The following is a 16,382-nucleotide window of genomic DNA, read 5'->3' as shown; positions in this document are numbered from 1 at the left end:
ATGTGGACCTAACCTTTCAGATTCTTGGCGGCGTCTTTGACGTTTTCGCCGGCTTGCTTGATGTTCGCTTGTGCTTGGTCTGCTCGCCCTTCAGCGGCCAGCGACTCGTTGTCAGTGGCCTCTCCGAGTCCTTCCTTCGCTTTTCCGACGGCATTCTCGGCGCTGTTACGAAGCTCGTCCTTATTACTCACAGAATTTCCTCGTTTCTTTTGATTGCTGAGGTTGTATGGCAGAGATAGTTTCACCAGCGTGATCGCGCGCGGCAAGGGATTGACAGGAGACGATCTGCAATGTATTGCCCTGCGCACCACTCCGATACCAGTCAGGGGGCAAGGAAACGAGCAGCGGGCGACTGTGGCGGTTCGTCCCGCCGAAGAACTGAGGCGGATCAGTCGAGAGGTGGGCGTTGCCGGATGTAGTTTGTCGCTTCGGCCTCCGTCATGATGACCATTCCCCGGTCCCCGGCGGCGTTCAGCTCTAACGCACTAATCCAGTCCGGGTTAATCTTCGGGGGAGTGTTGCCGAAGAAATGGAATTGCAGGGGAATAGACGGCGACAACCACACACTCACTCGGCCCATATCGGGATCATTTGTCGACACCCAACTGAGGTAGAAAGATTCGTGCCGACGGAGTCGTGCTCCGGTGACCACCCGGATGTGCGCCAAGGTTCGGTCTTCGATGCTGTATCTGGTTCCGCTGCCGTAAATGAGTTCACCCACTGTCTCAGCTTGCGACACGCTCACTTGTTGCGCAAGGGAAAAGGCGTGACGTCAGGTTTTCTGTCGCTTTTGCTTGCACCATGGCGCAGTATATGGAGATGGGACAATTCGTGTACGGAGCGGGCGCGAAGTACGGCTTCTCCGATCGAACTTTGGCTCATGTGAAAGTGGCTGCAGGATTGAAGTTGCGTCGTCAAGAATCGTTCTATTTGAGCTGGGTGAAACCGTCATCTGAAGGATCCGGCAGAGTTACGGTGTGGCTGTCACCTTCTATTCCCTTGCAATTCCAGTTCACAACACCACGCGCAGAAGAGCTGAACCGAGTGTGGCTCAAAGCTCTCGCCATGACGGCGATGAGCGATCGCGGCATGGTCGTCTTAGATGAACAAGAGGCTGCGGCCTACGTGCAAGACCATCCGCCCACCCTGTCGTCTGGTTAGTAACCGTGAACTCTATCGACCTCAACTGCGACCTCGGCGAGTGGGACCTGAGCGAGAAGCATTCAGGCGCCGCTGCCGAAAGTGATGCCGCGATGTTCGACGTGATTACCAGTGCAAACGTGGCCGCCGGATTTCACGCGGGCGATGATGAAAGTATGCTCGAGAGCGCCCAACTAGCTCTTCGACACGGCGTACGTCTTGGGGTGCATCCGTCGTACCGTGATCGCGACGGATTTGGACGGCGTGACAGGGACATTGACTCCCGAATGCTCTATCGCGACATCGTGGAGCAGGTTGAATCGCTCACTATCGCGGCGAGTAAGGCGAGCACTCGAGTGTGCTATTTGAAACCGCACGGCGCCCTCTACAATCGCATCAGTGTCGACGACATGCAGGCGGATGCTGTGGCGCTGGCGGCGAAGGACGCCAACTTGCCCCTGCTTGGGCTCGCCGGCACCGCTATCAATCGTGCGGCGGACCGTCACGGAGTCCAATTCTTCCGCGAAGCATTTGTGGACCGCGCCTATCTACCTGACGGCACGCTAGCGCCGCGAACGGCAGCGGGTGCAGTCATTACCGATCCAACGATCGCGGGGAAGCGGGCAGTGCGGATGGTGCTCGATGGTCAGGTGCTGGCGCTCGACGGCACAACCGTGACTGTTCAGCTTGATTCATTGTGCGTACATGGTGATACCCCGGGTGCGGTGATCATGGCGGCGACTGTCCGGCAACTGCTCGCTCAGGCCGGCCTCGACATTCGAGCGTTCGTATGAAAGTTCTTCCCTTCGGCGAGCGGGCGCTTCTCGCAGAATTCGCCAGTCTCACACAGACGATGGCAGCCTTTCAGGCGTTTAGTGCAGCGCGTGTTCCCGGAATCGTGGAGCTGATTCCGGCAGCGACGACAGTGCTGGCTCAGATCGACCCCACCAGACTTTCGTTGCGTGCCGCCGAGCAGTGGCTCTCCGACACCTATGCGCGCGCGACCAGAAGCAACACCGTGCGCGTTGGTGAAGCTCTGAGCGTCACCATTCCGGTGCGGTACGACGGCCCGGATCTCGCTTCAGTGGCACTGCTGCTCGGTGTGAGCATCGATGAGCTTGTGTCGCGGCATTCCCAAGCTCACTGGCAGTGTGCGTTCATCGGTTTCGCTCCCGGTTTCGCTTATCTCGCCAGTACGGAGGCCGACTTCAATCTGCCCCGTCGTGAAACTTCTCGGACTTCGGTTGCTCCCGGCTCAGTTGGGCTCGCGGGCGAGTTCACCGGAATATACCCACGTAACTCGCCTGGTGGTTGGCAACTGATCGGAGCGACAGACGTCACGCTGTGGGATGAAGCTCGCGATCCGCCAGCGGCGATCACTCCGGGAATGATCGTTCGATTCGAGGTGGTCACCCCATGACTGGACTAGTCGTCATCCAGCCCGGACCACTGACCCTCGTGCAGGATCTCGGACGCCCGGGTCTCGCGCATCTCGGCGTCGGGGCTTCCGGCGCGATGGACCGTTCTGCGCTTGCCTTGGGCAACCGGCTAGTCGGAAACACATCACTCGCCGCGGGGCTCGAAATTCTCATCGGTGGAGTCGAATTGCGAGCCGCTGAAGCACTGTGGCTAGCGGTCACCGGAGCATGGGGGAGCGTCACGATCGGCGGTCGCGCCGTGCCGCAGAACACCCCAACACAGATTAACGCCGGGGAAACGATCACTTGGGAAACTGCAACTCACGGCATCCGCTACTACTTGGCGGTGCGCGGAGGAATCGAAGCACCCCGCGTGCTTGGCTCGCGTTCGCGGGACACGCTGGCGCAGCTTGGTCCCGCACCGCTTGCGGCTGGCGATGTTCTGCGGGTTGGTGCCGAATGTTCCGGACCTGTTCCTCTGGTTGATCTCGTTCCCGTCGATGCGCCTCCGGATGGCCCAGTGACGATCGAAGTGCGCCCTGGCCCTCGTCGCGATTGGTTTTCTCGGGAGGCGTGGTCGCGGCTGTGTGGCGGTGAGTGGCGCGTGTCGCCCCGATCGGATCGCTCCGGAATCCGACTCGACGGCCGCGTACTGGAACGCACCGAGCGACGTGAGCTGCCTAGCGAAGGCATGCTATCCGGGGCTATTCAAGTGTCCCCGGATGGCGCGCCAACCATTCTTGCGGTTGATCACCCGGTGACGGGCGGCTACCCGGTCATCGCTGTGGTGACGGACGACTCGCTCGACGCCTTAGCCCAATTGCGTCCGGGGCAGATAATCATGGTTAGGCTCGCGACCGGCCGCGGTTAGGCCCGACTACTCAGGCGTCGCAGCGCGAAGTGCCTCGACGGTGCGGGTCGCTAACCGTTGCATCCTGGCAAATACGACTGCGCTGACACTCACGGCGAGTGCAATGACGAGCAGGATCGCCGCCGCGAGGGTGAGGCTACTTGCCCCGATCCAGCCGGCGATGGGGTAGGTGATCAAGAAGCACGCGTGGGAAAGCGCGAACTGCGCTGTGTACACCAGATTGCGGTCCGCAGACGCCGAGGCATCCGCGAGCAAACGGGCTGAAGGAGTGCTCACCAACGACGTGCCCATCCCGAGCAGCGCCCACGTGACCAATAGCCAGGCCCATCCAGTGGGAGAGGCCGGTGCTGCTGCGGTCACAATGGTTGCGGCCAGGAGGCCGACGGTAATGAGTCCCATTCCGGTAATCATGATCCGGATGACGCCAAACCGCTCCACCAGCCAAGGAACGTTAAACGCGACCACTAGTGAGCCGGCGCCGTAGCAGGCGAGAGTGATCGCGAGGGCCGAGTCGCCGAGGTTGAAGACGCTGCGAGCATAGACGACGGAATTGACCAGCACCAGTGCAGTGCCCGCGGCAACGACAACGTTAGTGAGGAGGAGAAACTGAAGGGTCTTTGTGCGAGCGAAGATGTGGATTCCGCGGGGGAGCCGTTGCCAGAATGTCGTCGAACTCAGTCGAGTTGGCTTAGCGGGCAGCTGCGTTGCCAGCACGAGAATGGCCGAGGTGGCGAAGCCCACAGCGGTGCCAATGAAGAGATTGCTGTAGCTCACCACGGCGAGAAGCGCGGCCGCAATGATAGGACTCAACAGCGACTCGAAGTCGTAGGCGAGCCGAGAGAGGGATAGTGCTCGCGTGTACTCTCTCGACTCGGGCAAAACTGAGGGAATGAGCGATTGAAAGGCTGGCGTGAAGGTCGCTGAAGCCGACTGCAGGATAAACACGAGCAGATAGATTTGCCAAACCTCTGACACCAGTGGCAGCAGGAGCGCGATCGCCAGGCGCACCATGTCAGCTCCAATCAGCACTCCCTTTTTCGGCATGCGGTCGACCGCCGCAGCGATGAGCGGGGCTACCCCCACGTAGGCGGCCATCTTGATGGTGAGTGCCGTGCCAAGAACCAGCCCCGCCGCAGCGCCAGCAAGGTCAAATGCGAGCAAGCCAAGCGCGACAGTAAGCAGGCCCGTTCCGAGCAGGGCAATGACCTGAGCGGAGAAGAGCTTGGCGTAGGTGGGGTTTCTCAAGACCTGGAGCATCAGGAGCGGTCCGACCTTGTGGGCTGTTGGCCGCGGTGGTGTGCTGGATCGACGCTTGATGAATGCTCGCCTTGAAACAGCGCTTCCGCGACGAGGCGACTAGCGTGCTCGTTGGCTAGTCGGTAGAAGATTCGTGTGCCCTCGTTGCGAGTAAGGACGATGCGCGCCAGCCGAAGTTTCGCCAAATGCTGCGAAACGGCAGCCGGCGACTTATCAACGATTTCCGCCAGACTGTTAACGGCAAGCTCAGTGTCACGCAGAGCCAAAACGATCTGTACCCGAGTCGCGTCAGCCAACATCGAGAATACTTCGACGGCCAGATCAACACTTGCGCGGTCAGCGACAGTCGGTCTATCGTTATCCGCATGCATGCGCAGATTATTGCATACAAACCCTACACCGTTGTCAGCCAATCGCGGGGGAGTGTCCTCACGGTGTCCGGTGACGTTGGGCTCAAGGCAACGTACACAGCGTGAATGACGCGCCTGGGCGCATGCAAAGCGTTAAATGCTCAGAATCGGGGCGTTCTGTCGGTTTGAGGCTAACGCCGACACGAATAGCGCTCGACGTAATTTCTGATGCCGTTAAGGAGATTATTGAATTCGGCGCCAGGCGTGCCTGAGTGTGACGATGTGCGAAAACTGATCCTTGTTCCGCGCCAATTGGCCGGGGGATAGCGGTGACAGCGCCGCGATTTATCAGGAGGCATCTTCCCGGCCAAGATATCAGTAAGCTGACATAATGTGCATTATCGGATACCACGCTTATGCCCGAGAGGGGGCGAAACAGCCCAGGACTACAGTGGCGGCACGGCAACGACTGTGACGGTCCACAGCTCCTGATTGTCCGTCTTTACGGATATTGAGGGGCTGCCGCTGGGGTCGACGTCCAGTTCGTCCCCGTGGGCAGCGTCGTCCGCATTTTCTCGACAGTCGTACGAGAATTCTGCAACATTGCCGATCGCGATTGTTATCCTGCCAGAACCCACGCAATCCGAATAAACTGCGATCCGTCCCGTTGTTGGGGTAAATGGTGACACGTCAATAGATTCGCCAGCATTGCTGCTGGTCGCCAGTACAGTCTCGTCCCCAGTATCGAACTCCAGCAATGCCGGAGTATCTGACATAACGGAATTACTAGCCATGTTTGACGGACTCGACGTTATCGTCTCGTTGTCCAGCTGAATCTCTGAGGCGCTAGCGCACCCGCCCGCCATCACCAGAACGCAGGTAGCGGCCGCAAGGTACATCCACATGCTCGGCCTGCTCATGGGGCTCCCCCGCTCACTCGGTCGTAATTTCACCAGCGGCGTCAGGGTGCCACGTGTGCACAGGATCCAACGATGCTCTCAAGCTTCGAGATTCTGTCAATTAATTGTCTGTTCGGGGCAGCGCGTGACGTCTTGTGTGCCTAAAAGGTTCTAAAGGCTTGGATTTCGGCTGCTAACGAACCGCGCCAGCGCCTCGGCGGCGGCTTCGTGGTCGATCGCGTCAGGCTCCCCCGACATCGTGATCGTGCCGACGATAGCGCCGTCGGCCCAGAGCGGAATTGATCCACCGTGAGCTTTGAGAGCGTCGTGGTCGATATCGGTTCGCTCCTCGAAGGGCGTACCGGCCGCAAGGTGGCGCAGCTTGACGAGAAGAGACGGTTCGCCGAAGTGCTTCGCTACCGCCGCCTTACCTGTTAGCCAGGGGTCGTTGTCGGAGTTTGTCGACTTTAGCTTCGCCTTAAACACGACATCGCGGCCCAGAACGATTTCGACCGCGAGGTTGAGATCCCACTCCCGGATGACCTGCACGGCAATCAGGCCCAGAGCCACAGCGTCGTCATTGGTGATGCTCTCGAATTCGATCTCATTCAGATACTCAACATCGGGCACTGAATAGTGCGGTAGTGGACGGCTCATTGGGTCATCTCTCTTAGTCGTGCACGAATCACGCTGACAAGCTCGGCAGGCTCGAATTGATCTGTTGTGGCAGCCAGCTCGTCAATTGTCCACCAACGGTGCTCAAGGACATCGACGCGCTCATCATCGGTCCACTGCGCATCCGAAGGTTCGAATGCATCTGTCGTTGCCGCATAGAACACGGCATGGCCAGTGTCATGGTCGGCAGCATCCCACTCAACATCGAAATCGTGAGACCAGACTGGCCCGCCAAGTAGCGACAGCACTAGTCCCGTTTCTTCTTCGAGTTCACGTTCCGCGGCCTCATAGTGAGACTCCCCCGGATCTACGCCGCCACCAGGTGTCAACCACCGCGCGATGCCGCTTGTGTCTGGCGCTTTCGTGAGAAAAAGCAAGAAACGTTGATCGCGATCAAATAGCAGTACGCGGCTCGATGCGCGGCTTACTGCCATTAGAGAGATTCTCCAGTTTCTAAATAACTCTTTAGTCCGCTGTAGATTTCGGGAGTATCTTCCGCAGCAGACTGAGCGGATGCGGGCCCCAGTCCCGAGATTGTCACCGTCAGTCGAGTCGACCTATTCTCGCGAGTTTCGAGGGCGTAAACCAGCTCACCGGCGGCTTCACCGGCGCTAGCGTCGTCCCATTGCGGGTCAAAGGTCATCCGCAAATAGCGGGGTGGGTCAATCTCGAGCACCGTGCCGACGATGAGTGCGAATCCGTCGGCGGACATGGCGTAGCCCTCCCCCGCCGTCCAGGTGCTCTCGATCATGGAGCCCCACATCCACGATCGCGGTACGCCAGTATCGGTCAACTCTTTCCATACCGTGTTAAGGTCTGCTCGAATATCGATTCGGTAGACAACATTGGGGGCGAGTTCGGTCGATTCGTGCATGATCTCCCTTTCGTCGGAGTCTTCGAGATGGTTACGCAGATCAATGAGGACTTGGGCCGCGGACGACGAAAAGGTTCCGAGCCAGCGAGAGGCGACTTCGTGGAGCGGTACCGGGTTCAGGTAATGCAGTTTGAGTCGTCCGACACGAATAGTCGTGACAAGTTCAGCTGATTCCAGAACCTTGAGGTGTGCCGCGACGCCAAAACGTGTCATCTCTGGCACGAGCTCGGCAAGTTCGCTGAGAGATTGGCCATCTCTCGTGCGTAGGGCATCCAGAAGCTCACGACGGCTATCGTCGGCGAGAGCTTTGAATACCAAGTCCATGCAGCGATTATAGGAGAGTAAATACTCACCTATAAAGGTGTGGCGACAGAATTATTCGAAACGACGACCGCGACGGTTAGACGACTCGCGCGATGAAGGTCACCAGCGCCAGAAAAGCAAGCGCTCAGCGCGCCGGCTTGGGCGTGCTAGTTACTTGTTGAGAAAGTCCGAAACGTCGCCGACGTAACGTGTGTTGTTCTCCGGGACCGGTTCAACCGCAGCAGAAGCAACCTCGGCAGCAAATTCGCTGACGTTGTAGAGCCGTCCAGCGGCCTCTTTGCGAGCTTCGATCGCACCAGGGTTTGCGCGCTGCAAAAGTGTCGCCGTGATAGTTCCCTCGATCATGTCGCCCGAGACAACGACGAAGCCGATGCCGCGAGACTCAAGCTCGGGAATCAACGCACGAAGGGCATCCTCCCCGGCGCGCTTACTCAGGGCAACCGGCACATATTCGGGCATCGTCTCAACGGTACGAATGAAGTGCGCCTGGTGGCTCGTCACGAAAACAACGCGCGAACCCTCGTGCAGCAGCGGCATCATAGCCTTCAAGAAATTGATCTGGGCGTCGCGGTTGAGCTGCATGGCGTAGTCCTCAGCCATGCCACCTTCCATACCGCCGGATGCATTGAGCACCAGAATCTCAAGGCCGCCGAACTCTGCCTTCACCCTGTTAAACAGCACGGAAACGGTCTCAGGGTCAGTGAGGTCGGCGCCAATGGCGATAGCAGATCCATCAGTCTCGTTGAGCTGTGCAACCAACTTAAGGGCGCGAGCCTCCTTGTTGCGATAGTTGATCGCAACGCGGGCGCCGGCCTGCGCGAAGTAGGCGGCTGTATCGGCCCCAATCCCCCGCGATGAACCGGTGATCAGCGCGCGAGCGCCATCGAGCGAGTGGGCTGCCAGAGGATTCGAATTATCGCTATTCACCCTACGACTTTAGCGGTCAAAGCCGCGCCATGCTCTGATCTAAGTGCTAGCGTCGGCAATGAAGATTTGTCGAACAGCGCAACGATGAAGGGCGCAAGCACAATGCTCGTTGATCTAACCCAGTACCTGTGGATTCTGTGGCTTGCCCTTGTCGTGCTGTTCATCGTGATCGAAGTGCTCACGCTTGAGTTCACCTTTCTTATGATTGCCGCCGGCACACTCATCGGTGGCCTAGGCGCGAACCTGCTCGGCTGGCCATGGTGGCTACAAGTCGCACTCGCCGCTGCCATCTCAGGCCTCCTCATCTTCACGCTCAGACCCGTGCTCTTGATGAACCTTGACAAAGGTGCGGATCCCGCAAAAAGCAACGTCGACGCGCTGTATGAACTAGGAGGGCGCGTCACAGGGCCCTTTACGAACGGAATTGGCGAGGTCAAGCTCGACAACGGTGAGACCTGGACCGCACGTGTCGACGCTGTCTCCCCCGTAGCCGCCATGGCCGTTGGCACACGCGTCGCTGTTTCTTCGATTGAGGGCGCTATCGCTGTGGTTGTGCCCGAACCACCCAAACCCGGCGCCGTTGACCTCAGCGCAGGCAGCCCCAACCCGAACCCCAACAAAGCTGATCGGGCCAAGCCCAATCCCGCCAAGCCCAATCCTGCCAAGCCCCGAGCGACCAAAAAATCGCCGAGAAAGGAAGAAAAGTGATCGATCCAGCTGGCTTCATAGGCCAGATTTTTGTGGTAATTCTCCTCGTCATCCTCGCGATCTTCGTGCTCGTGACACTGTTCCGTGCGATCCGTATCGTGCCGCAGGCACGCGCCGGAGTTGTTGAACGACTCGGAAAGTACCGCAAGACTCTACTGCCAGGGCTCAACATCCTCGTCCCTTTTATCGACCGGATGTTGCCCCTCATCGACTTGCGTGAACAAGTCGTATCGTTCCCACCGCAGCCCGTAATCACTGAAGACAACTTGGTTGTGTCGATCGACACCGTTGTCTTCTTTCAAGTAACGGATGCCCGAGCCGCAACGTACGAGATCGGAAACTATTTGGGAGCTGTCGAGCAACTTACGACGACAACCCTCAGGAACGTGGTCGGTGGGTTGAACCTCGAACAAGCGCTCACGAGCCGCGACAACATCAACTCGCAACTGCGCGTCGTACTCGACGAAGCCACCGGCAAGTGGGGCATCCGCGTCGGACGAGTTGAACTTAAGGCCATTGACCCGCCCCTCTCCATTCAAGATTCGATGGAGAAGCAGATGCGAGCCGAGCGCGACCGCCGTGCTCAAATTCTTACCGCCGAAGGAACCAAGCAGGCTGCGATTCTTGAAGCTGAAGGTTCACGCCAGGCCGCAATCTTGGAAGCGGAAGGTGAGGCGAAGGCAGCAGTCTTGCGCGCCGACGGTGAAGCTGCTGCCATCAAGACCGTCTTCGCGGCCATTCATGAAGGCGATCCCGATCCGAAGCTGCTGGCGTATCAATACCTGCAGACGCTGCCTAAGATTGCTGAAGGTGATTCCAACAAGATGTGGATCATCCCGTCTGAATTGACGGAAGCACTCAAGGGCATTGGTGAGGGATTCTTTAGTGGCAAAGGACCAGTCGCGCGCTAGCGATAAGTCGTCGTACCTCTCCCCCGCAAGCCCTCGCGTGCTCGCGCACCGAGGGCTTGCGCTCGACGCTCCCGAAAACACGATGCTCGCCTTTGCGAAGGCCGTCGCAATCGGAGCTCAATACATCGAGACAGACGTGCACGCGAGCCTCGATGGAGTTTCGGTGGTCGCACATGATCCGAGTCTCCTTCGTGTCGCCGGCCGGGATATCAAGGTCGAGCAGCTGACAATGGCCGAGCTCCGTCGGATCGACCTTGGGGAGGGGCAGGGGTTCTGTTCGCTTGCTGAAGCACTTGACGCTTTTCCTGAGACACGTTTTAACATCGACGTGAAGTCGCGGGGAGCTGTCGCACCCACAGCGCGGACTATCCGCGAGGCTAAGGCAATCGAGCGAGTACTCGTGACTTCGTTTGATGAGAAGCGCCGCGCAGCCACGGCCGCGCAGTTGCCTGGGGTAGCTAGTTCCGCCTCGGCGCGCCAGTTTTTGCTCGCCCTGATGAGCGCTAAGACTGGAGTCTCTCCTGCAATGCGTCGAGCGCTCACCGGGCTAGTCGCCCTCCAAGTGCCTGAGAAAGCGCTAGGGTTGCGGGTGACCACTCAGCGGGTGATTCAGCGTGTGCACGCTCTCGGACTCGAGATGCATGTGTGGACTATTAATGAACCGCAACGAATGCGTCACTTGCTCGATCTCGGAGTCGATGGAATCGTCACTGATCGAGCAGATTTGGCCCTCGAAGTCGTGGCCTCGCGTGCCAAATCAGGCAGCGCTTAATCCACGACTAAGCAGCGAAATCGTTGTCAAAGACTGACAACTCGCTGTGAACCCTGCGCGCTTGGAAGCATTCGTTCAGCAAGAGGGTCTATTACTTGTAGAAACCGCGAATTGAAGGAGGCCACACGATGGCAGATCGCAGCTTGCGCGGCATGAGACTTGGTACCCAGAGCCTACAGAGCGAAGAGGGTGTCGAGTTTTCCCCGCGGAAAAAGAGCACATACAAATCAGTCGATGGAAGCACCTTCGAGGTGATGTTCTCGTCTGATGCCGAGGTGCCGCAGCAGTGGCAGGACTCTAAGACCGGTCAAGAGGGAATTCTCCTCGACAGTGAAGGTCAGCTCGTCGAACTCGATGAGGTTGACGTCAAGGTTCCCCGCAGCCACTGGGACATGCTCCTTGAGCGTCGTACGCGTCCGGAACTAGAAGAACTTCTTCAGGAGCGTCTCGACTTCTTGCGGGCCCGTCGCGGTCAGCAAAAGATCGGCGCTTAACGTCGTACTGTTTTCAGGGTTGCCGATAGCCCCCAGCCGGTGACCCTGAACAGTGCCTCTGCAACAATTCCTGCATGCATTTTGGATCGGCCCGTTGAACGCTCAACGAATGTGATCGGATGCTCTGCCACTCGGTAGCCCGCACGTTCCAAGTTCCAGGCTAATTCCACTTGAAAGCAGTACCCCTGTGACGAAACGCCGTTGAGGCCCAAATCCCGCAGCGCGCTCGATCTAAACACCCGGTAGCCCGCGGTGAGGTCGTGAATGTGTGACCCCAAAACGGCTCTCGCGTAGGCGTTGCCGGCGCGCGAGACACTATGGCGGAACCACGGCCAATTCTTTACCGAGCCTCCGTCAACCCAACGCGAACCGATGACCAGATCATTTCCGGCTTTCGCCAATCTGATCATGGCGGGAAGATCCGTCGGATCGTGCGACCCATCGGCGTCGATCTCGACGATGTACTCATAGCCACGTTCGAGAGCGACTTCGAAACCGGCAAGGTAGGCCTTTCCAAGGCCTTCCTTCTTGGCGCGATGCAGCACCGTTACGCCAGGATCTGTGGCGGCCAACTGATCAGCTCTCTCGCCAGTTCCGTCTGGACTCGAGTCATCGACGATCAGCACGTTAGCGCGAGGGACTGCCTGCCGGAGTCGACCAATGATCGCCGCAATGTTCTCGATCTCGTTATAGGTGGGCACCACCACGATGACGTTAGGCATTCCTTCTCCGAGCGGCAAAAGCGGCGATGATGAGCGCGCCAAGTCCGATTCCTGATACGAACCATTCCAATTCACGACCCACCACAACGGCGGGCGTGATGGTGTTGCTCAAGGGAACATCGTCGATCATCGCGGCAGCGGTGTACCACGGTAGTTGCGCGATTGTGCTTCCGTCGGGGGCGATGATCGCGCTCAAGCCAACAGTGGAAATGTTGACGACGCTGCGTCCGAGTTCGAGTGCACGAACCCGGGCCATCGCCAGCTGTTGTGCGCTCTCGTCGGTGCGACCGAAATCGGCATTGTTGGACGAGGCAATGATGACTTGTGCACCCTGCTCCACCGTTTCGGTGAGAATCTGGTCGTCGACGATGTCGAAGCAGATGTTTACGCCAACCGTCACACCATTGACGTCGAACACCATATCGGTGGTGCCGAACGCGTAATCGCGCCCAATAAGTCCGATGAGGTCCGGAGCGAACTGCGCCCAAATTTCGCGATTAGGAACGTATTCGCCGAAGGGAACCGGGTGCCGCTTGTCGTAGATGTCAACGACACCCTCCCCCGGCATCCAGAGAAGTTGGCTGTTGTAGACGTTGCCATCCCGTTCAGTGATGTCTCCGGAAATAAGAGGTGCCCCTGCCCGAGCAGTGACGTATTCGAAGGCGGCTGCCGCGTAGGTATTACTGAGAGGCGAAACATCGGTACCGCCCTCGGGCCACACCACCAGATCGAGGTCCTCGCCGTAAATGAGCTCTGTCGCCGTCAACTGAGCGTCGAGGAGATCTCCGCGTTCCCGTTCATCGAAATAAGCGGCCTTCCCGTTGCCTTGAACGGCACCAACGCGAAGCGAACCATCGGTCTCTACGTTCCAGGCGGGCACGCTAACCAGGAGAGTGAAAACAGCGACCGGGACGAGCGTAGTGCGCAGTCCTCGCGCACTGTGGTGAGACCGCTGATCGAGCGGAAGCTCGCGATAGCGCGTCCAGGTGTGTTCCGCTGCCGCGAGGACCAAAGCGATAAAGAACACCATGACAAAGCTAACGCCGGAGACCCCGAGCCAAGCGAAGAGAGTCGCCAGCGGACTCTCTGATTGCGAAAGTGATACTCGGCCCCAGGCAAATCCGCCGTACGGCCAGACGGCGGACCACGCTTCGCGAGCAGTCCACAGTCCGGCAACCACGAACGAGATTCCGACCGCTGAGCCCCAGTTTGTACCGAAAACTCGCGGTAGCCAGCGGTATGCCAACGTAATCGCCAGCGTGCCGGCCGCAAAAAACAGCGCCTCGAGAATCGAGAGTGCCGACATCGGAACAGGCCCCAAGAAAAGCGAAGCCCACTGAATATGCGTGAAATAGAATGCTGCACCGGCTAAGAAGCCAACGAGCAATGAACCGCGGATACTTCTTCCTCGCGCAGCGATCAGAACGAGGGCGATACCGACAAACGTGAGCGGCCACACACTCTTGTCAGGGAAGCCGGCATCCAAGATCGGACCGGAGACGAGTGCGGTAAGGACTGCTGCCCACAGGGGCAGCACAGCAACAGGTTTGTGGGGCATCACTTGACGAGCCTAAGCGACAGAACTGTATGCGACGATTCCGCGCCGGATGCCATCGAGAGCCTTACGCGCAGTCCTGCCGACATCACCATCCGCAACTACTGAAAGCTGGTCGAGAAGGTCAATCGCTTGCTTGGTGGAGCGGACAAAGTCTCCGGCGGCCATGTCGGCAAGGTCGAGCACAGCATCCAAGTTGGCGCCGTTGGTCCATCGGTACATAGCAAGGGCAAGCCCGGTAGCGAGCGGCTGGCTGCCAGGGAGGCGATTATCCCGTTCAAGATCATCAAGTTGCGCCCACAGCGTCGACGTCTTGTCGAAGGCTTCGCGGAACGGACCTCGCGGAAGATAGCGGTCGCTTAGGTCGCCTTCATCACGGCGAGGCTCGTACACGAGCGTCGTCACGATTGCGGCCAGCGATGCGGCATCCAAGTCTTTCCACAAGCCCTGACGAAGCGATTCAGTGACGAGAAGATCCCGTTCACCGTAAATTCGTCTTAGCACTCGGCCGTGCTCATTGAGCGTCATCTCACCGTTGGCGCCGGGTTCGATGTACTTGAGCTCGGTGAGCACATCGGTGACGCGGTCGAAGATCTTTGCGACGGCCCCCGTGCGCGCCTGAATCTGACGGCTGAGTTGATCAGTTTCACGCTTGAGTCGCCACCAACGCTCAGCCCAGCGCGCGTGCGATTCACGTTCAGGGCAAGCGTGACAGTCGTGTTTGCGCATCTGGTTGCGGAGACTGGCGAGCTTACGTTGGCGTCGATCGCGATCAGCCCGCTCGTTGGGAGAATTCTTCGGCGAGGTCTTCTTCTCGAGATCGTTCAACTCGCGACGAATGCGAGAGTACTCCGCAAAGTCGCCGAGGTGGCACTTCATCGACTTCTCGTAACCCTCAAGAGAGTTCTTCTGAGATCGAACCTTACGTGCCAGGTCAACGACTGCGCGGTCTGCCTGGAACTGCGCGAAGCTCGACTCCAAGATCTCACGAGTGTGCTCCCGACCGAATAGTTCAATCAGGTTTACCGCCATGTTGTACGTCGGCTTAAAGCTGGAATTCAGGGGGTAGGTGCGACGCGATGCGAGCGAAGCCACTGCTTGCGGATCCAAACCGTCAACCCACTGGATAACCGAATGACCCTCAATATCGATGCCTCGACGACCTGCACGGCCGGTGAGCTGCGTGTACTCCCCCGGAGTAATCGGAACGCGCGCTTCACCATTGAACTTCTCGAGCTTCTCAAGCACAACCGTGCGCGCAGGCATGTTGATGCCCAGAGCAAGAGTCTCGGTAGCAAAGACGGCTTTGACGAGTTTCTTCTGGAACAGCTCCTCGACGACCTCTTTGAAGGCAGGCAACATGCCAGCGTGGTGAGCGGCAACGCCGCGCTCGAGGCCATTGAGCCACTCCCAATAGCCAAGCACGCCGAGATCTTCGTCGAGCAGAGTGCGACACCGCGCTTCGACGATCTCGCGGATCTCGTCCCGCTCCTGCACTGTCGTCAGGCGAACGCCGGCCCGAAGAACCTGATTCACCGCCTGATCGCAGCCCATGCGACTGAAGATGAAGAAAATGGCGGGCACCAAGTTTTTGGATGCGAGCATCGCGACGACATCCGCGCGATCCATTCTGGCGCGGGCCGGGCGACCGCCACGCGAATCGTGACGACTGCTTTTGCGCCGGTTGCCGACGCTCTGGCTGCGACCGCCAAAGCGAGCCATCTGAACGAGTTCTGGGTTCACTCGATTCGTGGCAGCAAGACCAGAAGAGTCGAAGAGGTCGACGAGCTTGCTGTTGACGAGAACATGCTGTTCGAGAGGCACCGGGCGCTCTTCTGAGACGATAACTTCGGTATCGCCGCGTACCGCCTGCAGCCAGTCACCGAACTCCTCAGCGTTCGACACTGTGGCGCTGAGGGACACCATGCGAACATCCTCTGGCAGATGGATGATTACTTCTTCCCAGACAGCGCCGCGGAAACGATCGCCCAAAAAATGGACCTCATCCATGACGACGGTGCTCAAATTGCGCAGCAGGTCAGACTTGGCGTAGAGCATGTTCCGCAGAACTTCGGTCGTCATGACAACAATCCGTGCGCCAGCGTTGACGTTAGTATCACCGGTCAGAAGACCAACGTTTTCCGCACCGTACTCCGCGACAAGCTCCTGGAATTTCTGATTGCTGAGCGCCTTCATCGGGGCGGTGTAGAAAACTTTCGGGCCGGCGAGTTGCATTGCCCGGTAGATGGCAAATTCGGCAATGATCGTTTTACCTGCGCCGGTAGGCGCCGCGACTAGAACGCTCTTGTCATCTTCGACAACATGACAGGCCAAGATTTGAAATTCGTCAAGGTCAAAACGTTGGCTGGCACGAAATGCCTCGAGCACAGGGTAACCGCGGCGCTTCTTCGCCGCAGCGAATCGTTCGGCGGGAGACAGATCAGTCATTAGCTATAGCCTAAACCGTGGTTGCTCAAGAAGCCGC

General features: G+C 58.6%; 20 protein-coding genes. 8 read left to right on the top strand and 12 right to left on the bottom strand.

Annotated elements, in window-relative coordinates; all coding sequences use genetic code 11:
• Window positions 1-8 precede the first annotated feature (8 nt).
• Together FFT87_RS09985 and FFT87_RS09980 are read right to left on the bottom strand one after the other, a co-directional pair.
• A complete protein-coding gene (locus FFT87_RS09985) occupies window positions 9-191 on the bottom strand; it encodes a CsbD family protein (protein WP_219948582.1) in 183 nt (60 codons plus the stop codon).
• Window positions 192-388: 197 nt separating this feature from the next.
• Window positions 389-721, bottom strand: a complete 333-nt coding sequence (locus tag FFT87_RS09980; protein ID WP_219948581.1) for a hypothetical protein — start codon at window positions 719-721, stop codon at window positions 389-391.
• A gap of 98 nt (window positions 722-819) precedes the next feature.
• Between FFT87_RS09980 and FFT87_RS09975 the strand changes: the two genes are divergently transcribed.
• Genes FFT87_RS09975 through FFT87_RS14595 form a run of 4 tightly spaced genes read left to right on the top strand, consistent with a single transcriptional unit; the run spans window position 820 to window position 3,429 of the window.
• Window positions 820-1,161, top strand: a complete 342-nt coding sequence (locus tag FFT87_RS09975) for a hypothetical protein (RefSeq protein WP_219948580.1) — start codon at window positions 820-822, stop codon at window positions 1,159-1,161.
• A 5-nt stretch (window positions 1,162-1,166) separates the two neighbouring features.
• On the top strand, window positions 1,167-1,934 hold the full coding sequence (locus FFT87_RS09970; protein WP_219948579.1) for a LamB/YcsF family protein: 768 nt from the start codon (window positions 1,167-1,169) through the stop codon (window positions 1,932-1,934).
• On the top strand, window positions 1,931-2,560 hold the full coding sequence (locus FFT87_RS14600) for an allophanate hydrolase subunit 1 (RefSeq protein WP_255559268.1): 630 nt from the start codon (window positions 1,931-1,933) through the stop codon (window positions 2,558-2,560). The genes FFT87_RS09970 and FFT87_RS14600 overlap by 4 nt, the downstream gene beginning before the upstream one ends.
• Window positions 2,557-3,429, top strand: coding sequence for a biotin-dependent carboxyltransferase family protein (locus tag FFT87_RS14595; protein ID WP_255559267.1), 873 nt, complete (start codon window positions 2,557-2,559; stop codon window positions 3,427-3,429). The genes FFT87_RS14600 and FFT87_RS14595 overlap by 4 nt, the downstream gene beginning before the upstream one ends.
• Window positions 3,430-3,435: 6 nt before the next feature.
• Here FFT87_RS14595 and FFT87_RS09960 read toward each other — a convergent pair whose 3' ends face one another.
• The 7 genes from FFT87_RS09960 to FFT87_RS09930 all read right to left on the bottom strand — a co-directional run bounded on the left by FFT87_RS09960 (window position 3,436) and on the right by FFT87_RS09930 (window position 8,735).
• A complete protein-coding gene (locus FFT87_RS09960) occupies window positions 3,436-4,674 on the bottom strand; it encodes an MFS transporter (protein ID WP_255559265.1) in 1,239 nt (412 codons plus the stop codon).
• An 11-nt stretch (window positions 4,675-4,685) separates the two neighbouring features.
• Window positions 4,686-5,057, bottom strand: coding sequence for a metalloregulator ArsR/SmtB family transcription factor (locus FFT87_RS09955; RefSeq protein WP_219948577.1), 372 nt, complete (start codon window positions 5,055-5,057; stop codon window positions 4,686-4,688).
• Window positions 5,058-5,482: 425 nt separating this feature from the next.
• A complete protein-coding gene (locus FFT87_RS09950; RefSeq protein ID WP_219948576.1) occupies window positions 5,483-5,956 on the bottom strand; it encodes a hypothetical protein in 474 nt (157 codons plus the stop codon).
• A gap of 150 nt (window positions 5,957-6,106) precedes the next feature.
• Window positions 6,107-6,592, bottom strand: a complete 486-nt coding sequence (locus FFT87_RS09945) for a heme-binding protein (RefSeq protein WP_219948575.1) — start codon at window positions 6,590-6,592, stop codon at window positions 6,107-6,109.
• Window positions 6,589-7,044 (bottom strand): NUDIX hydrolase, encoded by a 456-nt coding sequence (locus FFT87_RS09940; protein WP_219948574.1) that lies wholly within the window; start codon window positions 7,042-7,044, stop codon window positions 6,589-6,591. The genes FFT87_RS09945 and FFT87_RS09940 overlap by 4 nt, the downstream gene beginning before the upstream one ends.
• A complete protein-coding gene (locus tag FFT87_RS09935; protein ID WP_219948573.1) occupies window positions 7,044-7,808 on the bottom strand; it encodes an SRPBCC domain-containing protein in 765 nt (254 codons plus the stop codon). The genes FFT87_RS09940 and FFT87_RS09935 overlap by 1 nt, the downstream gene beginning before the upstream one ends.
• A 150-nt stretch (window positions 7,809-7,958) precedes the next feature.
• Entirely contained in the window at window positions 7,959-8,735 is a 777-nt protein-coding gene (locus FFT87_RS09930) for an SDR family oxidoreductase (RefSeq protein ID WP_219948572.1), read from the bottom strand.
• Window positions 8,736-8,837: 102 nt separating this feature from the next.
• Here FFT87_RS09930 and FFT87_RS09925 point away from each other — a divergent pair, with 102 nt between their 5' ends.
• The 4 genes from FFT87_RS09925 to FFT87_RS09910 all read left to right on the top strand — a co-directional run bounded on the left by FFT87_RS09925 (window position 8,838) and on the right by FFT87_RS09910 (window position 11,620).
• On the top strand, window positions 8,838-9,443 hold the full coding sequence (locus FFT87_RS09925; protein WP_255559256.1) for an NfeD family protein: 606 nt from the start codon (window positions 8,838-8,840) through the stop codon (window positions 9,441-9,443).
• Window positions 9,440-10,354 carry an SPFH domain-containing protein gene (locus FFT87_RS09920; RefSeq protein ID WP_219948570.1) on the top strand — a complete coding sequence of 305 codons (915 nt, stop codon included), beginning with the start codon at window positions 9,440-9,442 and terminating at the stop codon, window positions 10,352-10,354. Before FFT87_RS09925 ends, FFT87_RS09920 begins: the two co-directional genes overlap by 4 nt.
• Window positions 10,329-11,126: a glycerophosphodiester phosphodiesterase gene (locus FFT87_RS09915; RefSeq protein ID WP_219948569.1), complete on the top strand. Its 798-nt coding sequence runs from the start codon at window positions 10,329-10,331 to the stop codon at window positions 11,124-11,126. Before FFT87_RS09920 ends, FFT87_RS09915 begins: the two co-directional genes overlap by 26 nt.
• A gap of 128 nt (window positions 11,127-11,254) precedes the next feature.
• Entirely contained in the window at window positions 11,255-11,620 is a 366-nt protein-coding gene (locus FFT87_RS09910) for an RNA polymerase-binding protein RbpA (RefSeq protein WP_219948568.1), read from the top strand.
• Here FFT87_RS09910 and FFT87_RS09905 read toward each other — a convergent pair.
• Genes FFT87_RS09905 through FFT87_RS09895 form a run of 3 tightly spaced genes read right to left on the bottom strand, consistent with a single transcriptional unit; the run spans window position 11,617 to window position 16,345 of the window.
• Entirely contained in the window at window positions 11,617-12,342 is a 726-nt protein-coding gene (locus tag FFT87_RS09905; RefSeq protein WP_219948567.1) for a polyprenol monophosphomannose synthase, read from the bottom strand. The two genes, FFT87_RS09910 and FFT87_RS09905, sit on opposite strands and share 4 nt — an antisense overlap.
• Window positions 12,335-13,900 carry an apolipoprotein N-acyltransferase gene (lnt, locus tag FFT87_RS09900; protein ID WP_219950786.1) on the bottom strand — a complete coding sequence of 522 codons (1,566 nt, stop codon included), beginning with the start codon at window positions 13,898-13,900 and terminating at the stop codon, window positions 12,335-12,337. The genes FFT87_RS09905 and lnt overlap by 8 nt, the downstream gene beginning before the upstream one ends.
• Before the next feature lie 12 nt (window positions 13,901-13,912).
• Window positions 13,913-16,345, bottom strand: a complete 2,433-nt coding sequence (locus tag FFT87_RS09895; RefSeq protein ID WP_219948566.1) for an RNA helicase — start codon at window positions 16,343-16,345, stop codon at window positions 13,913-13,915.
• Window positions 16,346-16,382 lie beyond the last annotated feature (37 nt).

This window comes from Salinibacterium sp. M195, assembly GCF_019443965.1.
Lineage (GTDB): Bacteria > Actinomycetota > Actinomycetes > Actinomycetales > Microbacteriaceae > Rhodoglobus.
The sequence above is the reverse complement of the archived record's forward strand: the minus strand, read 5'-3'. Positions and strand labels throughout refer to the sequence as shown.